We start from the raw sequence: 23234 nt of genomic DNA, 5'->3' as shown, positions 1-23234 counted from the left end.
CCATGAGCCGCAAGGGATTCTTCACCGACTCGACGGTGTGTATCGGCTGCAAGGCGTGCGAGGTGGCCTGCAAGCAATGGAACCAGCTCCCCGACGACGGTTTCCACTTCACGGGGATGTCCTATGACCAGACCGGAGACCTGGGCTGCTCGACCTGGCGACACGTGGCCTTCGTGGAGCGACCGGTGCCCCTTCCGGGCCACGACACCGGCGTCGGGGACTTCTCGTGGCTGATGGTCTCCGACGTCTGCAAGCACTGCCAGCGGGCCGGGTGTCTGGAGGCCTGTCCCACGGGCGCCATCGTCCGCACCGGGTTCGACACCGTCTACGTGCAGCCGGATATCTGCAACGGCTGCGGCTACTGCGTGACGGCGTGTCCCTTCGGAGTCATCGACCGGCGTCCGGATGACGGGCGCGCCTGGAAGTGCACGCTCTGCTACGACCGACTGGGTGAGGGCATGACGCCCGCCTGCGCCAAGGCGTGTCCCACCGAGTCCATCGCCTATGGCGACCTGGACGTGCTGCATGAGCGCGCGGAGAACCGGGTCCGCCAACTGCACGAGCAGGGAATCATCAGCGCGTATCTCTACGGCAAGGACGCGGCGAACCAACCGGGGACGGGCGGGCTCAACGCCTTCTTCCTGCTCGTGGACAAGCCGGAGGTCTACAACCTGCCGCCAGACCCCGTGGTCCCGACGATGAAGGCCCGGGAGGCCTGGGGCGCCGTGGCCGTGGGCGCGCTCGGCATGGCCGCGGTGGCCGTGGGCGCGGTGCTGTTCGGTCGCCGGGGCACACCATGAGTTCGTCAGGGAAAGAGGGGCCGTCGTTCCTCGACACGCTCCAGCGACGGAGCGACGGGCGCAACGTGAACCCTTCGCTGGGGACCCTGCTCGGAGAGGGCGCTCAGCAACGCGTGACGGACCTGGACGGCGCGAACCCCGCGCGCGCGCTGCTGTCGTCGATTCCCTCCCGCTCCGGCGTGGATTCGCCCGATGCGCCCAGCTACCACGGGCTCCCGGTCCTCAAGCAGCCGGTCTGGATTGCCACCGTCCCCGCCTATCTGTTCGTGGGCGGCGTCGCTGGCGCGGCGAGCCTCATGGGGCTGGCCATCGATGTGCTCGGCGAGAAGGCCTTGGATCCGCTCGCGAGGCGGTGCCGTCAATTGGGCACCGTCGGTGACATCCTGAGCGCGGGACTGTTGATCGCGGACCTCGGGCGGCCCGAGCGCTTCCTCCACATGCTGCGCGTGTTCCGGCCGACCTCGCCCATGAGCGTGGGCTCCTGGGTGCTCGCGCTGTCGGGGGGACTGAACACCGTGGGGCTGGTGTTGGGACGCTCTCGCGGAGTGCTCGGGGCGGTGGGAAAGGTGTCCGGTTACTCGGCCGCGCTGCTGGGCATGCCGCTCGCGGGCTACACGGCCGTGCTGCTGAACAACACGGCGATACCGCTGTGGCAGGCGACGCGGCGCACCCTGCCCCTGTTCTTCATGGCCTCGGCGACGGCGAGCGCGGGCAGCCTGCTGTCCCTCCTCCCCCACTCGCCGAGAGAGGCGGGGGTGCTGCGTCCGTACCGGCTCGCGGGCAAGGCGGCGGAGCTGGCCATGGGGTACGCGGTGGAGCGCGACGCCCGACGCGCGCCGGAGGTCGCCCGGCCCCTGGACGAAGGCCTGTCGGGGGCGCTGTGGAAGGCCTCTCGCGCCTGCTCCGTGGCGGGGCTGGTGGTGGACGCGCTCCCGGGGCGGCGGCGCTGGAAGCAGGTGGCGGCGGACCTGCTGACCACCGCGGGCGCGGTGACGGCCCGCTTCGCCATCTTCCACGGGGGCAAGGCCTCCGCCCGGGACCCGCAGGCCACCTTCAGGCCCCAGCGCCGGGGCCACGGCGCCGCCGAGGTGTCTGGCCATGCCATGGCCTCGGACGGCAAGCCGTTCAGCTTCCCCCTGCCCGTGGTGCGCTGAGCGGCGCGGCGGGTGCCCGACTCCGGGAGTGACCTGCCCCTGGGGAGGGACGCAGAATTTGCACCCAGGGAGAGAAGCCCACGAGGCCCTCCCCTTTGGCCGCGAGGAGCGATACACCTGGGGGAACCATGGCCGAGACCTCTTCTCTGAACATCCCGACTGTCGACCTCGCAGACCTCGCCTCGGGAGATGCGCCCCGCATCGAGCGCGCCGCGATGGCGCTGCGCGAGGCATTTGGTGTCTTCGGTCTCGTCTACATCAAGAATCACGGCGTCGACACGCAGGCGCTCCATCGCTACTACGACGCCTTCGCTGCCTTCATCGCGCGCCCCGCCGAGGAGAAGAAGCCCTACGGCCGAGCCGACCTCTGGTACCAGCGCGGCTGGACGCCGCCGAACACCGAGGTCGCCGTCGCCGGCAACGGCCAGCCAGACTTCAAGGAGTGCTACTTCGTCGCGCCCTACCCCAACGACGAGGTGGCGGCGATGGAGTTCCCGGAGCTGTATCCGGAGAACGTGTGGCCCTCGGATGCGCCCGCGTACTTCCAGGAAGGAATCATGACCCTGGGCCGCTCGCTCCACGAGGCGGGCCTCCAGTTGCTGCGCGGCTCGGCCATGGCCCTGGGACTCCCCACGGACACCTTCACGTCCCTCTGCGAGAAGGCCCCGCACATCACCCGCGCGCTCCAGTACCTGTCGCTCAAGCCGGAGCAGGTGAACACGGACATCGTCTGGGGCGAGGAGCACACGGACTTCAACCTCCTCACGCTGCTGCCCGGTGGGCGGTTTCTCGGCCCCGACGGGAAGGCGGCGCCGAGCCCCGACGACAAGAGCGGCCTGTATCTGCGCACGCGCGCGACTCCCGAGGAGCCGCAGGGCCACAAGGTGCGTGGCACCGCGCCCGCGGGCTGCATCGTGGCGCAGGTGGGCCAGCAGTTGGAGATCCTCACGGGCGGCACGTTCCTCGCGACGCCTCACGTCATCACCGCGCCGGGCGTCTCCGGCTGGCAGCGCCAGTCCGCCGCGCACTTCATCCACGTGCACACCAGCAAGGTCCTCTTCCCGCTGGAGAAGTTCCGTACGCCCACGGCGATCCGGAGCTACGCGCCCCCTGTCCTCACGGGCACGTACGACATCAAGACGCTGGTCGACATCGGCCTCGCGCCGCCGCACGCGCTCGACAAGCTGGGTTACCGGCACTACGACCGGCTCAACCGCCAGCGTTCGGGCGAGTAGACTTCGCGTCTGTCATTGTGTAATCACAGACAAATCAATCCCTGACTTGATAGCGATTGCTTCGGGGGCGCGGTGTAATCGCGCTCCCGTCGAGAGCGCTTGTCCTGACGGCTCGACGCCCTCGACAGGTCGGCTCGCCTGCGTTCGTTGCCCTGCGAGCATGGGTACAAAAATACCTGAGGATGCGTTCAGGTAGGCACTGCGCGCCAATCTGGGCCAGAACCCTATGCTGATGGGGTCGGAAATGCCTGAAGACGCGTTCATGTAGGCATTCCCCTCCATTTCGGGCGAGAACCCGTGACGAGGTGGAGCCAGACATCTGTTCAGGCGGGCGTCGCCCCCGATATCACCGGCGGATGCGACAGTTCGCCTGGCCAGAACAGGCCATTGGACTCACTGAACATGAGGGCATGTAGGTATTGCCGTTCACTGAGCCGCGTGGGCCTGAATCCGCCATCGCGAGCGCCTCTGAAAAATGAAGGGAGCCTTCGGCACGACAGTGTTCGGGCGGGACAGGACTCATGGACCCGCGTGTGAGCCTGCCAGCCCACGGCATGTGCTTCGCTGCGGCCATCCCCACGTCGGGGTGGTTGGACAAGGAGGTATCAGGTGGAGACCCAGGTGACTGAAATCGCGCCGAATATCTATCGGCTGTCCACCTACGTCAGCAGCTCCAACATTCTCTTCAACCAGTTCCTCATCGAGGCTGAGGAGCCATTGCTGTTCCATCTGGGGCCGCGGGCGCTGTTCCCCTCGGTATCGGCCGCGGTACAGCGGGTGCTCCCGCCCGAGCGGCTGCGCTGGCTCACCTTCGGGCATGTCGAGGCAGACGAGTGCGGGGCGATGAACTCCTGGCTGGCCACCGCGCCGCATGCCCAGGTCGCGCATGGGGCACTGGGCTGCCTCGTATCGGTGAACGACCTCGCGGATAGAGCGCCACGCCCGCTCCAGGACGGCGAGGTCCTCGACCTGGGCGGCAAGCGGCTGCGGCGAATCGAGACACCCCACGTGCCGCACGGCTGGGATGCCGGACTGCTCCTCGAGGAGTCGACCGGGACGCTGTTGTGTGGGGACTTGTTCACCGCGCTGGGCGACGCGCCGGCCCTGACGGAACAGGACCTCGTCGGGCCCGCGCTCGCGACCGAGGACCGCGCCCTCGCAACCTGTCTGACTCCCGCGACCGGGCCCACGCTCCGTGCGCTGGCGGCGCTGCGTCCGCGAACGCTCGGCCTCATGCATGGTCCCTCATATGTCGGGGACTGCGCGCAGGCCCTGAACGACCTCGCGGCGGCCTATGACGAGCGGCTCGACGCGGCTGTCGCCCGAATGCGTGGGCCGAGGCATTGACCCGGCCCACCCTTTCGCCACGGCACGAAGCGCCGCTTGTCGCGAGCGTCAGAGCACGCGCATGAATGCGACCAGGTCCTTCTTCTCCTGCTCGTTGAGCCGGGTCTCCAGCACGAGGTTGAAGAACTCCACCGTATCCTCGAGCGTCAAGAGCCGCCCATCATGGAGATAGGGCGGAGACTCCTTGATGCCGCGCAGCGGGAACGTCTTGATGGGGCCGTCCGCGCCCATCATCGCGCCGTTCACCAGGCGTGGCTTGTAGAAGCGCTCCGCCCGCAGGTTGTGCATCAGGTTGTCCGTGTAATACGGCGGCGTGTGACACACGGAGCACTGTGCCTTGCCGAAGAAGAGCGTCTGGCCGCGCACCTCCGACTCGGTGGCCTTCTTCGGGTCCAGCTTCCCGTCGAAGCGCAGCTTGGGCGCGGGAGGGAAGTCGAGGAGCGCTTGAACCTCCGCCATGAAGTGCACCTGGCTGCCTCGCTCCAGGATGTTGACGCCCTTCTTCGTGGCGATGACCGGATCTCCGTCGAAGTAGGCAGCGCGTTGCTCGAACTCGGTGAAGTCCTCCACCGTCTTGAGGGCTCGCTGCGAGCCGAACAGACGCTGGATGTTCACCCCACGGAGGGTCGGCGTCTCGATGCGGTGTCTGAACTCCTGGGGACGGATGTCTCCCACCAGGTGCGTGGCGCCATTGGAGTGGCCATTGACGTGGCAGTCGAAGCACGTCACGCCCCGGCTGGGCAACTCTGAGCGACGGTCAGCGGTCTGATTGAACTGCTGCTGAGGGAACGGCGTGACAAGCAGCCGGAGTCCCTCCAGCTGCTTCGGATTCAGGAGGCCGTTGAACAGCTCCTGGACATTCATGATCGTCACCAGCTTGCCTTGCGAGACATCCCCCAGGTCCGGGCGCGTGGTGAGGAAGATGGGCGGAGGGAACTCCGGCAGCAGGTGGTCCGGCAGGTCGAAGTCGAGGTCGAACCGCGTAAGGTCCCTGCCCTCCTGCCGCTTGATTTCATCGATGTGGAACTTGGGGAAGAGCATGCCGCCTTCCGGATGATTCGGATGGGGCAGCGGCATGAGGCCCCCGGGGAAGACGCCCTTCTCGCGGACCGCCTCCGGACTCATGGCGGCGAGGGAGGCCCAGGTGACGCCCTGCGGGAGCTTCACGCGGACGCCTTCCTGGACGGCCTTCCCACGAGACATGGTGACGCCCTGGGCAGGGCGGTTTCCCAGGTCATAGCGCTGTGTGAGCAACTGCTGATGGCGCGCGGTGACCTTGGGCTTCTCCGCCTTCATCCGCGACATGACTTCGGCGAAAGGCTCCGTCTGGTCCACGGGCATATAGCTGGTGAGGCCTCGCCCCGATGTCTCCTGTGCGTCGGCCGCTCCCATGGACATCAGGAGCAACCCCATTCCAGCGACTGTGAGATGCGGACGAATCCAGAACGGCTTCATGTGCGCTCCCTCCGTCTGACATCCAGCGGATTGACGCCCCACCGTCCATGCAAGAGCTATTCGATTTACGCCGCATCCCCCCACATCGCGCGACGAACCGTTGACCAGTTCATTCCAGGCGCACTGTTCTGTCCTGTTGTGTTCCATTGGGCCCCACTCCAAGGCCGGGAATCCAGGCGCGAGGAATGGGGCCCAGGCCCCGTGACGTCAGTCTTCACGTCCCCGGCACTACAGCCGGGAGCGCTCCTCGACCAGGGGAGCGACGTCTCCCGCGGCCTCGGTGGCCAGGCCCTGAGCGCCGACGGCCGGCGGCGTGACGCCCATCCAGGTGTAGAGGCGCGACAAGGCCCGTGTGCGCTCCGCCTCGGGCAGTCGGGTGATGCGTGCATTGGCGTGGTTGGAGTCCGGGACATCGAAGCGGAGGGAATCGTTGCGCTCCCGCACCTCGAAGGCGCCAGCGGACCATGGGTCATTGTCTCCATAAAGGAACAGCATCCGTTCACCCTCGCGGCGCACCCAGTGCTCCACGCGGCGCATCAAGCCATGGTCGAACCGCTCCTCCACGGGAAAGGACAGGTACGCGGTGGGCACGTCCTCGCGAGGGTAGCGCAGCAGGCGGCGCAAGTGCCTCGTGGGGTAGCCGGTCCAGCCAAGCTCCGTGGCGGACTGGTAGTAGTAGGCCGCGTAGTAATCGAGATCAGCGTCCCCATAGGAACCACTCACGCTGACGACCGCATCGAGGAAGGCGAAGACTGCTTCCGCCGGAGCACCCGGCGCGGGGATGAACTCGCACGCCGACGCGTTGCCGTACTGCCAGAAATAGAAGGGCATCTCGACGACGGCGAATTCGAGGGTCCGATCCAATCCAATCAACTCGAAGGTCGCGCCCGTCGAGGTGGTCAACTCCTCCACGAAGGGGAGCAACTCTTCGCGGCGCGCCAAAGCATCCTGCTGGAAGGCGCGAAGCCGCTCCCGACAGTCTTCGTCCCCGACCTGGTCGAGGAAGCGGACGAAGCGCCCGTCATCCAACCCGTGCATGTTGGGCGCCACGTACGCCACGGTGGCATCCACATCGTCCGGATAGAAGTAGCGGTGGTAGACGGCGGCCATGCCGCCCTTGCTGCCGCCCGTGGTGAGCCAATGGCCGGTGTAGAGCGGCTTGAAGGCCTGGATGATGCGGTGGTAGTCGCCGGCGGCCTGCCGGATGTTGAGCAGCGTCCAGTCATTGGAAGCCGGTCGCGAGGGACCGAAGAAGCGGTGCTCCAGCGAAAGCTGGTTGGCACCGAGCAGCGCGGTGGGCTCGTACTGAAACGGTCGTGAGTTCAGTCCGTAGCCACCGGAGTACAGCACCACGGGCGCGGCCACGGAGCGGTGCAGCAGTGTGCCGCGCAGTTGGAACCGCTCCCCGTTGGGGTTGCGATGGTCCGCCAGTTGCTCGAAGTAGAACTGGAAGAAGCGCGTGCCCGGAAAGGGAGAGACCTGCTCGCTCACCACCGTGAGGCCGGGGACGGACAGGAGCCTCGTGTAGATGTCCTCTGAATCCAACCCAGACTTCATCACTCCCGCGGCCTGCACTGACCGCGCGGAGCTGGGGTCGGACTCCTCCGCGACCGAGCCACCACATGCTTGCACCAGCATGGCAGCCACCAGCAAACACACACCACGGAAAATGCCAGTGCCTCTTGACGGATTCATTCACGCTCCTTGAGGTGAGAGTGACGCCTCTCAGATGGAATGAACGCGGAAGAGATGGCCGCCATATCAGCCATTTGCACTGCTCCTGCTGCCACGGCCATGCATTCACCATGGAGTTGCGGCGCATCAAGTCGAGGCCGAAGACAATCGTCTGATTCGCCACAATCGTCATGACCTTACGCGCCCGATACGAGCAGGACAGCGGACGCAATCAGGAGCCCACCCATCACGGCATCGAACGCGCGACGAAAGGACTCCCGGGCCAGCACGGTCGACATCAACGAGCCCAGGGTGGACCAGAGAAGCAGACACACCACGGGGATGACCGTGAAGAGCACGACGAGCTGAATGAAGGCGACGGCCGCCGAGGCTCCGCTTCGCACCGCCGAGGCCGCCGTCAGCACCGTCACCCAGGACTTCGGATTCAGGAACTGGAGCACGAAAGTACCGATGAAGCCGTCGGACGAAGTGCGTGTAGGAGTGTCGCCGCCGCTGGCGCCTCTACCCAGGCTCCCCGCGATGAGTCGGGCGCCGAGCCAGACAAGGTACAGGCCACCGCAGCGAGTGATGGCTGTTCCCACCCGAGGGTCCGCCGCGAAGGCCACGCCGACACTGGTCATCAACAGCGTCAGCAACACCGCCGTGCCGAGCACGACGCCCGCGATGGCCGGCAGCGCCCCCACCACGCCGCCACGCCCGCCTGCCCTCATCACCACCATGTTGTTGGGCCCCGGGGTGATGGCCGACACGGCGACGAGACCGGCCACGCCCATCAGCGCGTCCATGTCGTTCCTCCATCTGGCCTGCAACAGGGACCATTCCAGGTCGCGCCGACGTATCCGTTCATGCGCTGAAAAGTAACGGTCCAGGGTGTTCTGAAGGTGGCGATGAATGGTCTAGATTCCAGACCATGAAGGAGCTTCCACTCAACGCGCTCCGCGCCTTCGCGGTCGTCTACGCCAGTGGTGGGGTGCGGGCGGCGGCGCGCGAGTTGGGCATCGCGCACTCCGCCGTCAGCCGGCATCTGGCGGAGCTCGATGCCTGGCTCGGCGTGCCCATCATCCATCCACCGGCCGGACGGCGAGGCCTCACCTTCACGCCACAGGGCGAGGCACTGGGGCGGGCCACCCTCTCCGGGCTCCGTGAAATCGCGCGGGCCGTCGCCTCGATTCGTGAGACGCGCTCCGAGGGCTCGGTGACGATCTCCACCACACCTTCCTTCGCGGCACGGTGGCTCCTGCCGCGCTTGCCCGCCCTCGAGGAAGCGCATCCCCACATCGAAGTGTCCGTGGTCGTGGACTCGCGGATCATCGACCTGGGCACTGGTGAGGCCGACCTCGCGATTCGGATGGGCCGTGGCCCCTGGCGGGATGTCGACTGCGAGCCCTTGATGGAAGACTCGCTCTACCCGGTCATGAGCCCGGCGCTCTGGAAGAAGTCTGGCCGCCCGGACAAGCCTGACGGCCTCACGCGCCTGCGCCTCCTCCATGACCGGGACCCGGAGACCCCATGGGAGCGCTGGAAGGCGGCCCATGGCCCCGCCTCGCTCGACGTTCACGGTGGCCCTCGATTCGCGTCATCGGACCTGGTGCTGCGAGCGGCCCTGTTGGGACAAGGCGTCGCCCTGGCGCGCCATCAACTCGCGGCCGATGACGTGGCCTCCGGAGCACTCCTCCGCCCGCTGGGTGACCTGAGCGTGGAGCTCGGCACCGCATACTGGGTCGTGCTCCCCAAGTACTCACAGGTCAAGCCCGCGACCAGGACCGTGGCGGACTGGCTCAAGGCTCAGGCATCCCTCTCACCCGTTGGCTGACCTTGAGAGGCCATGAGGGGCTCCTCATCGAATCTGCCCCTCGTGGGTGCTTTTGCCTTGCAACGGGGAGAATGGATAGACTCAAGCCCCAGGAGGTGGACATGACACTGATGCTCCAAGCCGCCGTAGTGCTGGCTGTCGTGTTGTCGCTCCTGGGAGCAGGCTGGGCAGTCGTTCTCGGTTACCGCTTCGCGAAGGCACGTCGAGAGGCGGCCGCGGCAGCGGCCATCGACATTTATGGAAGCAGCCTGAGCGACCTCACGGGCTTTCGCGGCTGGCTGGCGGATCTGGTCGATGGCAACACCAGCGACGGCTGCGCCTCCAACTCGGAGCATTCGTCCGACATGTGTGCGGACACGTCCGACTCAGGCGCTCAGTCCACGGACTGACAAGCCCGGCGAAACGTCTCGCTTCACAGGGCTCGGGCAAGCCACGCGCTCGCCCGAGCCGGACCGCCCCCGCTATTGGCAGTTCGCGGGCTCCTTGCAGGAGTACGTGACACGCATCGCCGCTTCGTATCCGTCGGCGGGGTTCGAGCCAACGCGCCTGCAGTCCAGTTCCTCCTCCAAGACATTGCAGGCGCCCGATGGGCAGGTCGTATTCATCCGGACCTCGAGCGCATCCCGCGCGCTCATGAAGGCAATCTGGCAGCGCACCCCACGCGCGACCTTGGAGCTCACGTGCCGAACCGCGCCGCAGGTACACGCTTGCGGGCAGTAGGTCCGCCGGTCATCACACTGGACCCAACCACCGCTATCCGTCCCCGAGGAACAGACGTCTTGCGTGGAGGTGCAAGAGATGGACGTCCCATTGGCGCACAGCTGCGAAATGTTACAGCTCACCTCCCCTTCTGAACTCTCCAGGACAGCGTCCTCCTGGACCGGAGTGCCCGCGCCACAGGCAGCCAGGGCGACGAAGGACAGGATCACCCCACCACGCGACAGCCAGATCGATTGTATTTGCATCCATGTGACGCTAGCCACTTGGATGTCCGGCGTTCCATCGTGGAGATCCACGACATACGAGCCCACGGTGCCCGTGCGGGTCAGAATGACTGACGCAGCAGGGCCTCCACCGCCGGCTTCCGCCCCGGGCTCAGTCGCAGTCGCGTGCCATCCCTCAGCACCACGACCCAGCCCTTGTCCACGTCGGGCTCCAGCTCGCGGATGCGGTTCACATTGACCAGCGTGGAGCGGTGCACGCGGACGAAGCACTTGGGGTCCAGCAGTTGCTCCACGCGGTTGAGCGTCTCGCGCAGCATGGGACTGCGTCCTCCCGAGTGCAGCACCACGTAATTGCCCTCCGCCTCGCACCAGTCCAGCTCCGCGACGGGCAGGAGCAGCACCTTGCCGTCCGTCTTCACCGCGATGCGCTCCAGGAAGGGCGCATCGGACGGACCCGCCTCCACGCCAGCAGGGGCCGGTGTCCGGTACGTCTCCAGCAGCGAGGACAGTCGCTCCAGCAGCGCCCTGTCTCGCCCCGTGGCCCGCTGCCTGCGCGCCCGCTCCAGCGCCTCCTGGAAACGCCCGTCACTGAAGGGCTTGAGCAGATAGTCGAGCGCATTGGCCTCGAACGCCCGCACCGCGTAACGGTCGAACGCCGTCACGAAGATGACGGGCGGCATCCGCTCCGGTCCCACCTCCTGCAGCACCTCGAAGCCGTCCACCTCCGGCATCTGCACGTCCAGGAAGACCAGGTCCGGGCGGTCGCGGAGAATCGCCTCCACGGCCTCCTGGCCTCCCTCGCACTCCCGGATGGACGTGACGTCGGGCGCCCGCGCGAGCAGGTGCCTCACGTTGTCCCGCGCCAGCGGCTCGTCATCCACCACCAGCACTCGCCAGCCACCTTCCACGATTGCCCCCTCACGCATTCAAAACCACGAACGGCAGCTCCACACGGGCAATCACGCCCCCACCCGGCGCATCCTCCAGCGTCAGGCCATACCGCTCGCCATAAAGCTGCTGGATGCGCGCCCGGGTGTTCGCCACGCCAATCCCCGTGCCCCCTGCCCCACCCGCGCGAAGTCCCGGCCCATCATCCCGCACCTCGAGCACCAGCCTGTCCCCCCGGCGCCAGGTCCGCACCCACACGTGCCCTCGAGACGCACGCCGCGAAGTCCCATGCTTGATGGCATTCTCGACGAGTGGCTGAAGGACGAGCGCGGGAACCCGAGCCATCAACGTCTCTGGCTCCGGCTCCAGGTGCGACTCCAGCCGTCCACCGAAGCGAAGCTGCTCGATGCCCAGGTAGCGGCGGACCAGCTCCAGTTCCTCGGACAGCGGCACCTCGTGGTCCCCGCGTCCTTCCAGACTGGCCCGCAGCAAATCCCCCAGCTCCACGAGCGCCTCCACGGCCTCCGGGTTGCGCGACTGGCGAACCAACCCGACGACAGCGTTCAGCGTGTTGAAGAGGAAGTGTGGATCCAACTGCGCGCGCAGGGACTGGAGGCGGGACTCGGCCAGCCGCGCCATCAACCGGGACTCCGCCAGCTCCCGCTCCCGCGCCCGACGGACCGCGTTCAGCGCCGCCCAGGCCGCGAGAAACAGCAGGTACTCAAAATATCCCAGCGCTCCCCGCTCCAGAAGGAGCGCTCGCAGCCCCTCGCTGAACGCCACGCCCCGGGCGGCCCACTGTTCGAGCCCGGAGCGCACCAGGGCGAGCAGGAGCGCATGCACCAGGACGAAACCACTCCCGATGGCGATGAGCGGCCCCACCTCGCGAATCCCAGGAGTCGCATCGCGCGTTACACGGCGAAAAGTGGCCAGGATGAGAGGCCCCAGGAGCGCCCAGACGCTGTAGGGCACCATCGCCAGCGCCAGCTTGAAGCCAAAGTCCCGAGGCTCGTGTGCATACGCGCCCACCGCATGAGGCAGCGCGGCGAGCAATCCCGCGCCCATGCCGAACATCCACACGCGCCGAGGGGACAGGACACGCGTCGGGGCTCGCGCGTCCGGCGCCTCCCCCTGGTTCACGGCATCCCTCGCGGCCACGGTGACGCAGCGTAGCGGAAGCGCCTGGTTTCGAGAGCCCCCCGCGAAGCGAAACACGTGCTTCGGCTATGCTGCTCGCGCTCCGTGAACAGGACCACTCCGGGCCACGAGCCCGATGAAACACGCCCGCCGTCTCCACCGTCCTCCCATGTGCGCGCCGGCACTCTGTACGCATTGGACGACACACCCGACACCGCCCCTCCTCCGAGCCAGGCCGCGCGAGGGCTCCGTGTCACGGGTATCGGCACGGCCTTGCTCATCGCCCTGGGACTCGCCGTCCCCGGCGTGGCCGCGTTCCTGCTCCGTCCCAGCACCACGCCCCCCCTCACCGCCACCCCGACCGGGAACACCGCGCCGGCGCGCGAGCCTCCGCCTCCCGCCCCCACGGGTCCCGTGCGGGTCTGCGTGTTGAAGTTCCGCAACCTGAGTGGAGACACCTCACTCACGCCCCTCGAACTGGCCCTGTCCGAAGCAGTGGTCACCGACGTGGGCCACCAACCCGGGATGCGACTCATCGAGCGCGGGCAGTTGGACCTCCCGATGGAGGAGCAGGACTTCACGCAGGGCGCGCGGGTGGACCCGGAGACCCGGGCCCGCCTGGGTCGCATCGTCGGCGCGGAGGTGGTGGTGCTCGGCGGCTTCCAGCAAGCGGGCGCCGTGCTGCGCATCTCCGCGAGGTTCGTCCACGTGGAGACCGGTGAAGTACTCGACACGGCGCGCGTGGAGGGGCCCGCGAGCAAGCCCTTCGAGGTCCAGGACGCGCTCACCGCCGAGGTGCGCGCGCTGCTGCCCCGCCTGCCCGCGAGGCTGAGACCATGAAGGCCCCACACGCGCTGCTGCTGCTCCTCTTCCTGTGCTCCCACCTGGCGCACGCGGCGGCACCCGCGAAGCCTCCGCCAGGGCCCGCGGCGGTGATGCCGTTCCGCAACCTCAACACGGACACCTCGCTGGACTGGCTCGCGCGTGGCATGACGGAGACGCTCATCTCCGACCTGCGCGCCAGCGGACGCATCCAATTGGTGGAGCGCGAGCAGCTCGACGCCGCCCTCGCCGAGCTGGACCTCCAGGAGCGAAAGCAGTCCACGGAGTCGACAGCGGTCCGCGTGGGCCGCCTCGTCGGAGCCCGCACCGTCGTGCTGGGCAGCATCCAGCGCGCGGAGCAACAGGTGCGCATCAACGCGCGCTTCATCGACGTGGAGACCGGCGTCGTGCTGGACACGGCGAAAGTCACGGGCCCCGTGGACCGCATCTTCTCGCTGCAGGACCAGGTGGCGGCCCGGCTGATCGGCTCGCCGGTGAAGCCGCGCGCGAAGCGTCCCTCGGGGAGAGAAGCGGTGCTGGCCCTGGAGACCTATGGTCGGGCACTCCAGGCCCCCACCGAGGACGAGCGCGCGTGGCTTCTTCGCGCGACGTTGGCGGGCAGCCCGAGCTTCGAGTACGCCCGAGAAGAGCTCTCTCGTCTGGAGAAGCGGCTTGCCGAGCACGCCCTGCGCGCCACCCCCGGTCGCGAGGCCGCCGACGCGGAGCTGCGGGCCATGATGCTGGACCCCCAACGCGCCTCCGAGGAGCGCTCCTCGGCCGCGTTGCGGTTGTTGGACGCGAACTACATCCGGGGCCGCTGGCGCACGCTGGTCCAGGACACCGAGCGGGTCCTGCCGCTGGGGCTTCCGCTGTATCAACTTCGCCTCCCAGCCGAGACGGCCTTGTGGTTTCGCATCATCGCGCTCGGCAAGCTCGATCAATTGGACGCCGCGCGGGACGCCGGTGACACCTTCCTGCGGACCTATCCCCAGAGCCTGATGGCCGACGGCGTCGACTCCATGATGCGAGCCTCCGCCCTGGCCCGCGCCGCCAACGAGCAATCCCACAAGGCGATGATCGAGGGGCTGGCGACCGAGGAACTCCTCTTCGCCCGGCGCATCGAGGAGCTCGAGCGGAAGGGACAGCCCGCCGTCTCCGTGCGGATGGAGCGCGACTACAACCGCTGCTTCAAGCCCGCCACCCATCACGTGAATGCCCAGACCCTGGTGGCCTGCCGGGCCTTCTACGAAACGTGGGGAGGCGGAGCCTCCGCCATCGAGAAGACCTACGCCAGGAACGCACGCGAAGCGGAGATTGCCGCCCTCGTCCGCCTGCGCCGCTACAACGAAGCACGTGAGCGGCTGGCCGCCTACCGCGCCATCGACCCCAATGGGGAACAGGCCAGTGTCGCGCGCGTCCTCGTGGTCAACATCCGCGCCAGCGACGAGGAATGAAGGCGCGGCACCTGTCCCGCGTGCCGCGCCTCCAGTGCCCTGGCTACGGGGCGATCTTCGTCAGGAACGAGTCGGGGGCACCCTGCAGCGTGTTGCCCTCGAAGTTCCCGTCCAGGTAGCCGCCGACGTACATGTTGTCGTTCTGGTCCACCACGACACCCATGCTGCGCACGTCCTTCTCCACGCCGTTGAGCACCGCGGTGGGCTGCTGCTTGATCCACTGGAGCGTGCCGGAGAAGTCCACCTTCGCCACGTAGTTGTGGACCATGCCGCCCGTGGTGTCGGTCGTCTGCGTCACGTCCGCCACCCCGCCTCCCGTCACGTAGATGCCGTCGTCATGGGCGAAGATGCCCATGCCCCACGAGCCAGAGCCCGAGTCCAGCTCCCACACCCACTGCTTGACACCCGCCGGGTTGAACCGCGCGATGAAGACGTCGATGGCCGGGGTGACGTTGGGCACGCCATCCATGCCACCGCCGCTGTAGCCCGTCAGGTACACGTTGCCGTTCGCATCCAGCGTGGAGCCGTAGAGCCACACGGCCGTGGCGGGAGCACCCGCCAGCCGCGTCCACTGCTTCACGCCGTCCGCGTCGTACTTGGTGATGAAGGCGTCCTGAGGCCCGGTCAGCGTCTGGCCGTCCAGGTTGCCGTCCGTCCAGCCGGAGACGTAGACGTTGCCGGAGTTGTCGGCGGAGGCACGCCGCGCGTGGGTCGTCTTCCCCGCCACGCCCAGCAGGCGGGTCCACTGCTTCACTCCCGTCGCGTTGTACTTGGTGACGAACGCATCGTAGTTGCCGGTGCGCACGTTGCCATCCAGGTTGCCGTTGGTGGAGCCCACCAGGAAGGCGTTGTCCGCCGAGTCGAGCGACACGCCGTAGCCCTCCGTCTGCGCTCCCGCCAGGCCAATCTGCCGCGTCCAGCCAAACACGCCGGTGTAGCGGTAGCGGGTGATGAACGCGTCCCGGCCCCCGCTGCTCGTCGCGCCCGGCAGGGCGCCATCCGTGAAGCCCGCGACGTAGATCTCCTCGAACGACCGGTTGCGCGCGATGCCGTAGCCCAGGGTGACAGTGCCCGCCACGCCGAGCTGCTTGTGGAACTGGAGGTTGCCGTTCCAGTCGCGGGCCGTGAGGAAGCCGTCCATCAATCCAGCCATGGGCTGCCCCTCCACGCCCACCGTCGTCATGCCCGTGGAGTACGTACGCCCTGCCGGGTCGCCGGCCAGGTCATGGATGCGGGTGAAGCCACCCGGGGCGCCGGACGTCTTCGTCCACAGGTCCACCACCGTGGGGAACGCGTCACACTGGTACAGCTCCAGCCGACCAATGGACAGGACGACGATGCCCGCGCGGTTGTCGTTGTCGTCCGACACGTTCAGCCGGTACTTCTTGTACTGACCGGGGTGGGCCACGTCGTACTCGCGCCGCTCGTTGGTCCAGCCCGTCACGTTCGTGCGCGTGTCCACCACCACCCAGGTGCTGCCGTTGGAGCCCTCCAGCGTCCAGTTCTTCGGGGACCGCGTGGTGATGGAGCCGTTGGAGTAGGAGATGGCGTAGCGGCGCACCGTCTTCATCACGCCACTGCCGAACTCGTACCCCAGCCATGCGGGCGTCTGGTTGGCCGTGGAGAGCCAGAAGGTGGTGGCGTTGTCGAACGCCTTCCAGGGCTCGTAGGCGGCCGGATTCGAGCCGTACACGCCCGAACTCGTGACGAAGCCCGAGGGCGCCGAGTTGCTCGTCATCACCGGCACCAGGCTGGTGCAGTTGGTGAGCTGCTGCTCCTGGCTCCCCGGAGCGTCCGTCGGGGCATCCTCGCCCGGCTCCCCACCCTGGCAGCCCACGAGCACCAGCGCGCTCGCCAGGAACATTCCTCGTACCGCGTTCAAGAATCTCATGGTGTCTCCCCTCGTTCCGCGAGCGCGAAGGTGCGCGCGGCCATCCGGCGGCCCTGTGACTCCAGGCCCCCGGTGGACCAGGGAGATACCGACCCCGGGGCAACCCCTGGCGCGGGATGTGACGAAACCGCCCTGGCGAGGGACGAAACCGCCCCTCCCGGGGATGAGACCTGAATCACGGTTCATATTTTCCGGCGCATTGCAAGCCAGCCCGTGTTGCACGCGCTGCGTCGAAAGAATCGGTCTTGCTCGCGACGAACCAAACCCATTGAATCGCGCCCATGAAATTCCTGCGTGAGCTGCGCTCGGTCCTGAACCTGACGGTGCTGGTGGCCGGGCTCGGCTACTTCGTCGACCTCTTCGACATCACGCTGTTCGGCGTGGTGCGCGCCGCGTCGCTCCGGGACATCGGCATCACCAGTCCGGAGGAGGTGCTGTCGAAGGGCATCCTCATCTACAACTGCCAGATGGTGGGGATGATGGTGGGCGGCCTCTTGTGGGGCGTGCTCGCCGACAAGCGCGGCCGGCTGTCGGTGATGTTCGGCTCCATCCTGCTGTACTCGTTCGCGAACCTGGCCAACGCTTTCGCCTGGGACGTGACGAGCTACGCGGTGTTCCGCTTCCTGGGCGGCGTGGGCCTGGCGGGCGAGCTGGGCGCGGCAATCACCCTTGTCGCCGAGTCGCTCCCCAAGGAGAAGCGCGGCCTGGGCACCACCATCGTCGCGACGCTCGGCATGCTGGGAATCGTGGCGGCGGCCTTCGTGGGCCAGCACCTGCACTGGAAGACGGCCTACTTCACCGGCGGCATCATGGGACTGGCGCTGCTGTTCGCCCGCTTCAAGGTCTCCGAGTCGGAGCTGTTCACCAAGAAGACGGACCCGTCGCGCGCCAACCCCTTCCTGCTGCTCCAGGGGGGCCGGTTCCTCAAGTACATCTGCTGCATCCTGATTGGCGTCCCCATCTACTTCACCACCGGCATCCTCTTCACCTTCGCGCCGGAGCTGACGGCGGGGCTCAACGTGCAGGGCACCGTCACGGCGGGCAACGCCATCCTCTATGGCTCCATCGGCCTGACGATTGGCGACCTGCTCGCCGGCCTGTTCAGCCAGTGGCTCAAGAGCCGCAAGCGCGCGGTGGCGCTGAACCTGGTGGGTGGCTTCCTGCTGATGCTCGTCTACGGGCTGGTGCCCGGGCTCACCAGCACGACGGTGTACCTCCTCAGCTTCCTCATCGGCATCATGGTGGGCTACTGGGCGGTGCTGGTGACGATGGCGGCCGAGCAGTTCGGCACCAACATCCGCGGCACGGTGGCGACGACGGTGCCCAACTTCGTGCGAGGCTCCGCCGCGATTGCCGCCAGCGGCTTCGCCGTCCTCAAGGGCTACATCTCCGTGCCCATGGCGGCCATCACCGTGGGCAGCATCTGCTTCGGACTCGCGCTGATCGCGCTCACGCGAATCGAAGAGACCTTCCACCGCGACCTCGACTTCGAGGAGGCCGGGCCGGACGCGGCCACCGAGGCCGCCGCGCGCTCCCAGCCCTCCTGACGGACCGGGGCGTCAGCCCTTGCGGGCGCTCACCCGCATGGGCATTCCCCGCTTGGGCACGAAGGTCAGCCGCGTCTGCCACTCCACGGGGTTCTTCCCCAGGTACTCCACGTCGCACTGCTGGAGCAGCGTGGCCAGCGTCTGCACCGTGTCCACCTGGGACATGTGCTGGCCCACGCAGATGCGCTGCCCCGCCCCGAAGGGCACGTAGGCGCACTTGTGCATTCCCGTCATGCGCTCTGGGAGGAAGCGGTCCGGGTCGAACGTGTCCGCGTCCTTCCAGTGGTCCGGGTGCCGGTGGATGGCGTACGGGCACATGAGGAGCTGGGTGCCCTTGGGCAGGAGCACCCCGCCCACCTCCACCTCGCCCGCCGTCTCCCGGAGGATGGTCCACGCGGGCGGGTTCAGCCGATTGATCTCCTGCACGACGCGGTTCGTATACGTCAGCTTCGCCACGTCCTCGTACTTCGGCGGCTCGCTGCCACAGACCGAGCTCACCTCCTCGCGGATGGCGCGCGTCACCTCCGGGTGCTGCGTACACGCGTGCACGGCCCACGTCAGGGAGGTGGCGATCATCTCGAAGCTGGCGCCGAAGAGGTTGACGATTTCGTCGCGCACCTGCTTGTCCTCCATCGGCTCGCTGGTGTCCCGGGCCCGCGCCTCCACGAGCGCGGACAGCAGGGTGATGTCTCCGTCCTGCGTCCCCCGCTCGCGCCGCCGGGAGAGCCGCGCGTAGATCCACCCGTTGATGAGCCACAGCGCCGTGCCTATCCGCTCGGGGTTCGGGTCGAGCCGGGGCAGCAGCTTGAAGTACAGCGTGCCCCAGGGCCCTCGCCGACGACCGAACACGTCGATGGCATCCATGATGCTCGCGAAGAACTCCTCGCGCGGCGTCTCATCGAAGCACGTGCGCCACATCACCCCGAACATCAGGCGGGCCGCCTCCGTGTACATGTCGAAGGACTCGCCCCTGGCGCCCAGGTCGGACCACCGCCGCACGCCCTTGGACAGCTCGTCGCTGAAGATGCCCGCCCACTGCCGGACCTTCTCCTTGTGAAACATGGGCTGAACCATGTGTCGCTGCCGCTTCCAGACGTCCCCCTGGCTCACGGTGAGCCCGTTGCCATTGAAGGGATTGACGATGCGCGGTTTGGGGAAGACCAGGGGCTCGTCGATGAGCACCCGCTTCACGTCCACCGGGTTCCTCAGGAACGCGATGGGGTAGCCGTAGACGCGAACCAGGGACACGTCGCCGTATTCGGCGTGGAGCTTGTTGGCCAGGGCCAGCGGCTCTTGGAGCATGGGAAAAAAGCTACCCAGCACGGGCAATCCCCGAGGGCCGGCCTTGCGGCGCACGGAGGGCGAAGGAGCAGAGGTGTCCATGACCCCCGATTTGTTCCGGTCGGCTCCGCACCGTCAAGACCGCCATGCACTGACTTGAAACCGACGTCCCGAAACGGGCCAGTTGCGCTGGGAGGGGGAAGCGCCCTATCCCCTCTACCCAGCCATGGCTTCCGCCCCCATCCGACCCATCCAGAAAGTGCTGTGCGCCAACCGCGGTGAGATCGCCATCCGCGTGTTTCGCGCCTGCAACGAGCTTGGCATCCGCACCGTCGCCATCTACAGCGACGAGGACCGGACGCACGAGCACCGCCACAAGGCCGATGAGGCCTACCGGGTCGGTCACGGCAAGCGCCCCGTGGAAGCCTACCTGGGCATCGACGAAATCCTCGACGTGGCGGAGCGAGCCGGGGTGGACGCCATCCACCCGGGCTACGGTTTCCTGTCGGAGAACGCCGACTTCGCCGAGGCCTGCGAGCGCCGCGGCATCCGCTTCATCGGCCCCCGCTCCGCCGTCGTGCGGACCATGGGAGACAAGGTCGCCGCCAAGGCGCTCGCGCAGCAGGTGGGCGTGCCCACCGTGCCGGGCACGACGCTGGAGGGTGACGACGCCCAGGTGCTGGCCCGCGCGCGGGAGTTCTTCTCCACGCACGGCGGCCCGGTGCTCGTGAAGGCGGCCCACGGCGGCGGCGGGCGCGGCATGCGCGTGGTGCGCGAGGAGAAGGAGCTGGAGGCGGCGCTCGCCTCGGCGCGCTCGGAGGCGAAGAGCGCCTTTGGCTCCTCGGCCGTGTTCCTGGAGAAGTTCCTGGAGCGGGTGCGGCACATCGAGGTGCAGCTGCTCGGAGACCTGCATGGGCAGCTGGTCCACCTGCACGAGCGCGACTGCTCGGTGCAGCGGCGGCACCAGAAGGTCATCGAGATCGCTCCCGCGCCCAACCTGGCCCCGGCGCTCAAGCACGCCATCTGCGACGCGGCGGTGCGGCTGGCGAGGGAGGCGGGCTACAGCAGCGCGGGCACGGCGGAGTTCCTCGTCGGCGACGACCACTTCTACTTCATCGAGTGCAACGCACGACTCCAAGTGGAGCACACCGTCACGGAGCAGGTGACGGGCGTGGACCTGGTGCAAAGCCAGATTCGCATCGCGGAGGGCCACGCGCTGGACTCGCCCGAGGTGGGCATCCCCTCGCAGGAGTCCATCCAGCCACGAGGCTTCGCGGTACAGCTGCGCGTCACCACGGAGGACCCGTCCAACAACTTCATGCCGGACGCGGGAGTCATCACCGCCTGGCGCGCGGCCACCGGCTTCGGCATCCGCCTGGATGGCTCGAACGGCTACACCAACGCGCACATCTCCCCGTTCTACGACTCCATGCTGGTGAAGGTCATCGCCTACGCGCCCACCTTCCAGGGCGCGGTGATGAAGGGCCAGCGCGCCCTGCGCGAGTTCCGCATCCGAGGCGTGAAGACGAACCTCCCGTTCCTGGAGAACGTGCTGCACCACCCCGACTTCCAGGCGGGCAAGACATACACGCGCTTCATCGACGAGACGCCGGAGCTGTTCCACCTGGCGCCCCGGAGAGACCGCGCCAGCAAGCTGCTCACCTATCTGGCCGAGGTCATCGTCAACGGCCACCCCACCATCAAGAGCCACCAGCGGCTCAAGCCCACGCAGTTCATGGAGCCGCGCCTGCCGGTGGCGCCTCCCGGCCCTCCGCCCCGAGGCACCGCGCAGATTCTCGCGGAGAAGGGTCCTCGGGGACTGGCCGAGTGGGTGCTCGCGCAGAAGCGCGTGCTGCTGACGGACACGACGATGCGGGACGCGCACCAGTCGCTGCTGGCGACGCGCATGCGCACCCGGGACGTGCTGCGGGTGGCCCCCGCCACGGCGCACCTGGCGTCGGACCTGTTCAGCCTGGAGAGCTGGGGCGGCGCGACGTTCGACACCGCGTACCGCTTCCTCAACGAGGACCCGTGGGCCCGGCTGCGGGCGCTGAAGGCCGCGGCGCCCAACCTGCTGCTCCAGATGCTGCTGCGTGGCGCCAACGCCGTGGGCTACACCAGCTATCCGAACAACGTGGTGGAGGCGTTCATCGACGAGGCGGCCGAGGCGGGCGTGGACGTCTTCCGCATCTTCGACAGCCTCAACGACCTGGGCAGCATGGACGTGTCCATCCGCCGTGTGATCAAGACGGGCAAGGTGGCGGAGGTGGCCATCTGCTACACGGGCGACGTCGCCAACCCCAAGCGCAAGAAGTACACGCTCGACTACTACGCGGACCTGGCGAAGCGCATCGAGGACTCGGGCGCGCACTTCCTGTGCATCAAGGACATGGCGGGCCTGTTGCGTCCGCGCGCGGCGGCCATGCTGATGGACCGACTGCGCGAGGTGACGAAGCTGCCCATCCACCTGCACATGCACGACACCGCGGGCAATGGCATCGCCAGCTACCTGGAGGCCATCGAGCACGGGGTCCACATCGTCGACGTGGCCCTGGGCAGCATGGCGGGCCTCACCAGTCAGCCCAGCCTCAACGCGCTGGTGAGCGCCCTGCGCGGCCATCCGCGTGAGACGGGCCTGGCCAACGCACGGCTGCAGCCGCTCGCCAACTACTGGGAGGACGTGCGCGAGTACTACGCCCCCTTCGAAAGCGGCCTCAAGAGCACGACGAGCGAGGTCTACTACCACGAGATTCCGGGCGGTCAGTACTCCAACCTCCGGCCGCAGGTCGCGGAGATGGGCCTGCTCAGCCGATGGAACGACGTGAAGGACGCCTTCGCGCTGGTCAACGTGCTGGTGGGTGACATCCCCAAGGTGACGCCGTCGTCGAAGATGGTGGGCGACTTCGCCATCTTCCTCCTGAAGAACGACCTGATGGTGCGCGCGCCCACGCTGGCGGAGGCCGCCACGCTGACGCACGTGAAGCTCATCGCGGAGGCGCCCCGGTTGGACTTCCCCTCCAGCGTGGTGGGCTACTTCCGGGGCGAGCTGGGCCAACCGCCCAACGGCTTCCCCGAGGACCTGCGCGCCGCGGTGCTCAAGGGCCTGCCGCGCGTGGAGGGCCGCCCGTCCGCGAGCCTCCCCGCGTTGGACCTGGAGGCCCTGCGCGCCGAGCTGTCGAAGAAGACGGGCCAGCCGCTGTCTCGCGTGGACGCCATCTCCAGCGCGCTCTACCCGCGCGTCATGGCGGGCTACCTGGACGATGCCGCGCGCTACGAGGACGTCTCCATCCTCGACACGCCCAACTACTTCTACGGCATGGAGGTGGGCCAGGAGATCTGGGTGGACCTGGAGCCGGGCAAGACGCTGGTCATCAGCCTGTCCGCGGTGGGCGAGCCGGACGAGGACGGCCTGCGCACCGTCTACTTCGCGCTCAACGGCCACAACCGCACGGTGCAGGTGAGGGACCGCAGCCGCGCGGCTCGCGTGGAGTCGCGCCGTCAGGCAGACCGCGCCAATCCCAACCACGTCGCCGCGAGCATGCCGGGCACGGTCATCGCCGTGCACATCAAGGCGGGGGCCAAGGTGGACGCGGGTGCGCCGCTCGTCACGCTGGAGGCGATGAAGATGGAGACGGTGGTGCGCGCCCCTCGCGCGGGCACCGTCGCGGAGGTGGCGACGACGCTGAAGGCCTCCGTCCAGGGCGGAGACCTGCTCGCGGTGCTCCAGTAGGGCCGCGAGAAGGAACAGCCGGCCGTTGAGTGTGGGCGCGG

The 23234-nt window shown here is 67.8% G+C and carries 17 protein-coding genes; 10 read left to right on the top strand and 7 right to left on the bottom strand.

Annotated elements, in window-relative coordinates:
- Positions 1-2: 2 nt before the first annotated feature.
- From HUA74_RS36900 to HUA74_RS36885, 4 genes are all read left to right on the top strand, one after another.
- A complete protein-coding gene (locus HUA74_RS36900) occupies positions 3-800 on the top strand; it encodes a 4Fe-4S dicluster domain-containing protein (protein ID WP_174458340.1) in 798 nt (265 codons plus the stop codon).
- Positions 797-1954 (top strand): NrfD/PsrC family molybdoenzyme membrane anchor subunit, encoded by a 1158-nt coding sequence (nrfD, locus tag HUA74_RS36895; protein WP_174458339.1) that lies wholly within the window; start codon positions 797-799, stop codon positions 1952-1954. Before HUA74_RS36900 ends, nrfD begins: the two co-directional genes overlap by 4 nt.
- A 128-nt stretch (positions 1955-2082) precedes the next feature.
- Positions 2083-3189, top strand: coding sequence for an isopenicillin N synthase family oxygenase (locus tag HUA74_RS36890; RefSeq protein WP_141647991.1), 1107 nt, complete (start codon positions 2083-2085; stop codon positions 3187-3189).
- A 609-nt stretch (positions 3190-3798) separates the two neighbouring features.
- Complete coding sequence (locus HUA74_RS36885) at positions 3799-4536, top strand: MBL fold metallo-hydrolase (RefSeq protein ID WP_174458338.1); 738 nt, start codon at positions 3799-3801, stop codon at positions 4534-4536.
- 48 nt (positions 4537-4584) lie between these two features.
- On the opposite strand, the gene HUA74_RS36880 is transcribed toward HUA74_RS36885, so the two are convergent.
- The 3 genes from HUA74_RS36880 to HUA74_RS36870 all read right to left on the bottom strand — a co-directional run bounded on the left by HUA74_RS36880 (position 4585) and on the right by HUA74_RS36870 (position 8471).
- Entirely contained in the window at positions 4585-5991 is a 1407-nt protein-coding gene (locus tag HUA74_RS36880) for a cytochrome B6 (protein WP_174458337.1), read from the bottom strand.
- 228 nt (positions 5992-6219) lie between these two features.
- Complete coding sequence (locus tag HUA74_RS36875; protein ID WP_254625424.1) at positions 6220-7629, bottom strand: S28 family serine protease; 1410 nt, start codon at positions 7627-7629, stop codon at positions 6220-6222.
- Positions 7630-7862: 233 nt separating this feature from the next.
- Complete coding sequence (locus HUA74_RS36870; RefSeq protein WP_174458336.1) at positions 7863-8471, bottom strand: LysE family translocator; 609 nt, start codon at positions 8469-8471, stop codon at positions 7863-7865.
- Between the two features lie 125 nt (positions 8472-8596).
- Between HUA74_RS36870 and HUA74_RS36865 the strand changes: the two genes are divergently transcribed.
- Both HUA74_RS36865 and HUA74_RS36860 read left to right on the top strand, forming a co-directional pair.
- Entirely contained in the window at positions 8597-9499 is a 903-nt protein-coding gene (locus HUA74_RS36865; protein ID WP_174458335.1) for a LysR substrate-binding domain-containing protein, read from the top strand.
- 101 nt (positions 9500-9600) lie between these two features.
- A complete protein-coding gene (locus tag HUA74_RS36860) occupies positions 9601-9888 on the top strand; it encodes a hypothetical protein (protein WP_174458334.1) in 288 nt (95 codons plus the stop codon).
- A 656-nt stretch (positions 9889-10544) separates the two neighbouring features.
- Here HUA74_RS36860 and HUA74_RS36855 read toward each other — a convergent pair.
- Positions 10545-11369 carry a LytTR family DNA-binding domain-containing protein gene (locus HUA74_RS36855; RefSeq protein ID WP_174458333.1) on the bottom strand — a complete coding sequence of 275 codons (825 nt, stop codon included), beginning with the start codon at positions 11367-11369 and terminating at the stop codon, positions 10545-10547.
- Positions 11362-12471 carry a histidine kinase gene (locus HUA74_RS46955; protein WP_174458332.1) on the bottom strand — a complete coding sequence of 370 codons (1110 nt, stop codon included), beginning with the start codon at positions 12469-12471 and terminating at the stop codon, positions 11362-11364. The genes HUA74_RS36855 and HUA74_RS46955 overlap by 8 nt, the downstream gene beginning before the upstream one ends.
- Before the next feature lie 192 nt (positions 12472-12663).
- On the opposite strand from HUA74_RS46955, the gene HUA74_RS36845 reads away from it, so the two are divergent.
- The gene (locus tag HUA74_RS36845; protein WP_174458331.1) at positions 12664-13308 is read left to right on the top strand and encodes a CsgG/HfaB family protein; all 645 of its coding nucleotides are present in this window, start codon (positions 12664-12666) and stop codon (positions 13306-13308) included.
- Positions 13305-14744, top strand: a complete 1440-nt coding sequence (locus tag HUA74_RS36840) for a FlgO family outer membrane protein (protein ID WP_174458330.1) — start codon at positions 13305-13307, stop codon at positions 14742-14744. The genes HUA74_RS36845 and HUA74_RS36840 overlap by 4 nt, the downstream gene beginning before the upstream one ends.
- Positions 14745-14787: 43 nt before the next feature.
- Here HUA74_RS36840 and HUA74_RS36835 read toward each other — a convergent pair whose 3' ends face one another.
- The gene (locus HUA74_RS36835) at positions 14788-16635 is read right to left on the bottom strand and encodes an SBBP repeat-containing protein (RefSeq protein WP_174458329.1); all 1848 of its coding nucleotides are present in this window, start codon (positions 16633-16635) and stop codon (positions 14788-14790) included.
- Between the two features lie 281 nt (positions 16636-16916).
- Here HUA74_RS36835 and HUA74_RS36830 point away from each other — a divergent pair, with 281 nt between their 5' ends.
- On the top strand, positions 16917-18182 hold the full coding sequence (locus tag HUA74_RS36830; protein ID WP_174458328.1) for an MFS transporter: 1266 nt from the start codon (positions 16917-16919) through the stop codon (positions 18180-18182).
- A gap of 12 nt (positions 18183-18194) precedes the next feature.
- Here the strand turns inward: HUA74_RS36830 and HUA74_RS36825 are convergent, their stop codons facing one another.
- Positions 18195-19565 carry a cytochrome P450 gene (locus HUA74_RS36825; RefSeq protein WP_174486445.1) on the bottom strand — a complete coding sequence of 457 codons (1371 nt, stop codon included), beginning with the start codon at positions 19563-19565 and terminating at the stop codon, positions 18195-18197.
- Positions 19566-19689: 124 nt separating this feature from the next.
- Between HUA74_RS36825 and HUA74_RS36820 the strand changes: the two genes are divergently transcribed.
- A complete protein-coding gene (locus tag HUA74_RS36820) occupies positions 19690-23193 on the top strand; it encodes a pyruvate carboxylase (RefSeq protein ID WP_174458326.1) in 3504 nt (1167 codons plus the stop codon).
- The last annotated feature ends 41 nt before the right edge of the window (positions 23194-23234 follow it).

The sequence above is a fragment of the Myxococcus sp. CA051A genome (assembly GCF_013336705.1).
Taxonomy (GTDB): domain Bacteria; phylum Myxococcota; class Myxococcia; order Myxococcales; family Myxococcaceae; genus Myxococcus; species Myxococcus llanfairpwllgwyngyllgogerychwyrndrobwllllantysiliogogogochensis.
The sequence above is the reverse complement of the archived record's forward strand: the minus strand, read 5'-3'. Positions and strand labels throughout refer to the sequence as shown.

Excerpts from the sequence above, each read along its gene's own strand:
- HUA74_RS36825 (WP_174486445.1), bottom strand. The coding sequence starts at position 19,565 with ATGGACACCTCTGCTCCTTCGCCCTCCGTGCGCCGCAAGGCCGGCCCT.
- HUA74_RS36900 (WP_174458340.1), top strand. The coding sequence starts at position 3 with ATGAGCCGCAAGGGATTCTTCACCGACTCGACGGTGTGTATCGGCTGC.
- HUA74_RS36840 (WP_174458330.1), top strand. The coding sequence starts at position 13,305 with ATGAAGGCCCCACACGCGCTGCTGCTGCTCCTCTTCCTGTGCTCCCAC.
- HUA74_RS36875 (WP_254625424.1), bottom strand. The coding sequence starts at position 7,629 with ATGCTGGTGCAAGCATGTGGTGGCTCGGTCGCGGAGGAGTCCGACCCC.
- HUA74_RS36855 (WP_174458333.1), bottom strand. The coding sequence starts at position 11,369 with ATGCGTGAGGGGGCAATCGTGGAAGGTGGCTGGCGAGTGCTGGTGGTG.
- HUA74_RS36880 (WP_174458337.1), bottom strand. The coding sequence starts at position 5,991 with ATGAAGCCGTTCTGGATTCGTCCGCATCTCACAGTCGCTGGAATGGGG.
- HUA74_RS36865 (WP_174458335.1), top strand. The coding sequence starts at position 8,597 with ATGAAGGAGCTTCCACTCAACGCGCTCCGCGCCTTCGCGGTCGTCTAC.
- HUA74_RS36830 (WP_174458328.1), top strand. The coding sequence starts at position 16,917 with ATGAAATTCCTGCGTGAGCTGCGCTCGGTCCTGAACCTGACGGTGCTG.
- HUA74_RS36820 (WP_174458326.1), top strand. The coding sequence starts at position 19,690 with ATGGCTTCCGCCCCCATCCGACCCATCCAGAAAGTGCTGTGCGCCAAC.
- HUA74_RS36890 (WP_141647991.1), top strand. The coding sequence starts at position 2,083 with ATGGCCGAGACCTCTTCTCTGAACATCCCGACTGTCGACCTCGCAGAC.
- nrfD (WP_174458339.1), top strand. The coding sequence starts at position 797 with ATGAGTTCGTCAGGGAAAGAGGGGCCGTCGTTCCTCGACACGCTCCAG.
- HUA74_RS36860 (WP_174458334.1), top strand. The coding sequence starts at position 9,601 with ATGACACTGATGCTCCAAGCCGCCGTAGTGCTGGCTGTCGTGTTGTCG.
- HUA74_RS36835 (WP_174458329.1), bottom strand. The coding sequence starts at position 16,635 with ATGAGATTCTTGAACGCGGTACGAGGAATGTTCCTGGCGAGCGCGCTG.
- HUA74_RS36870 (WP_174458336.1), bottom strand. The coding sequence starts at position 8,471 with ATGGACGCGCTGATGGGCGTGGCCGGTCTCGTCGCCGTGTCGGCCATC.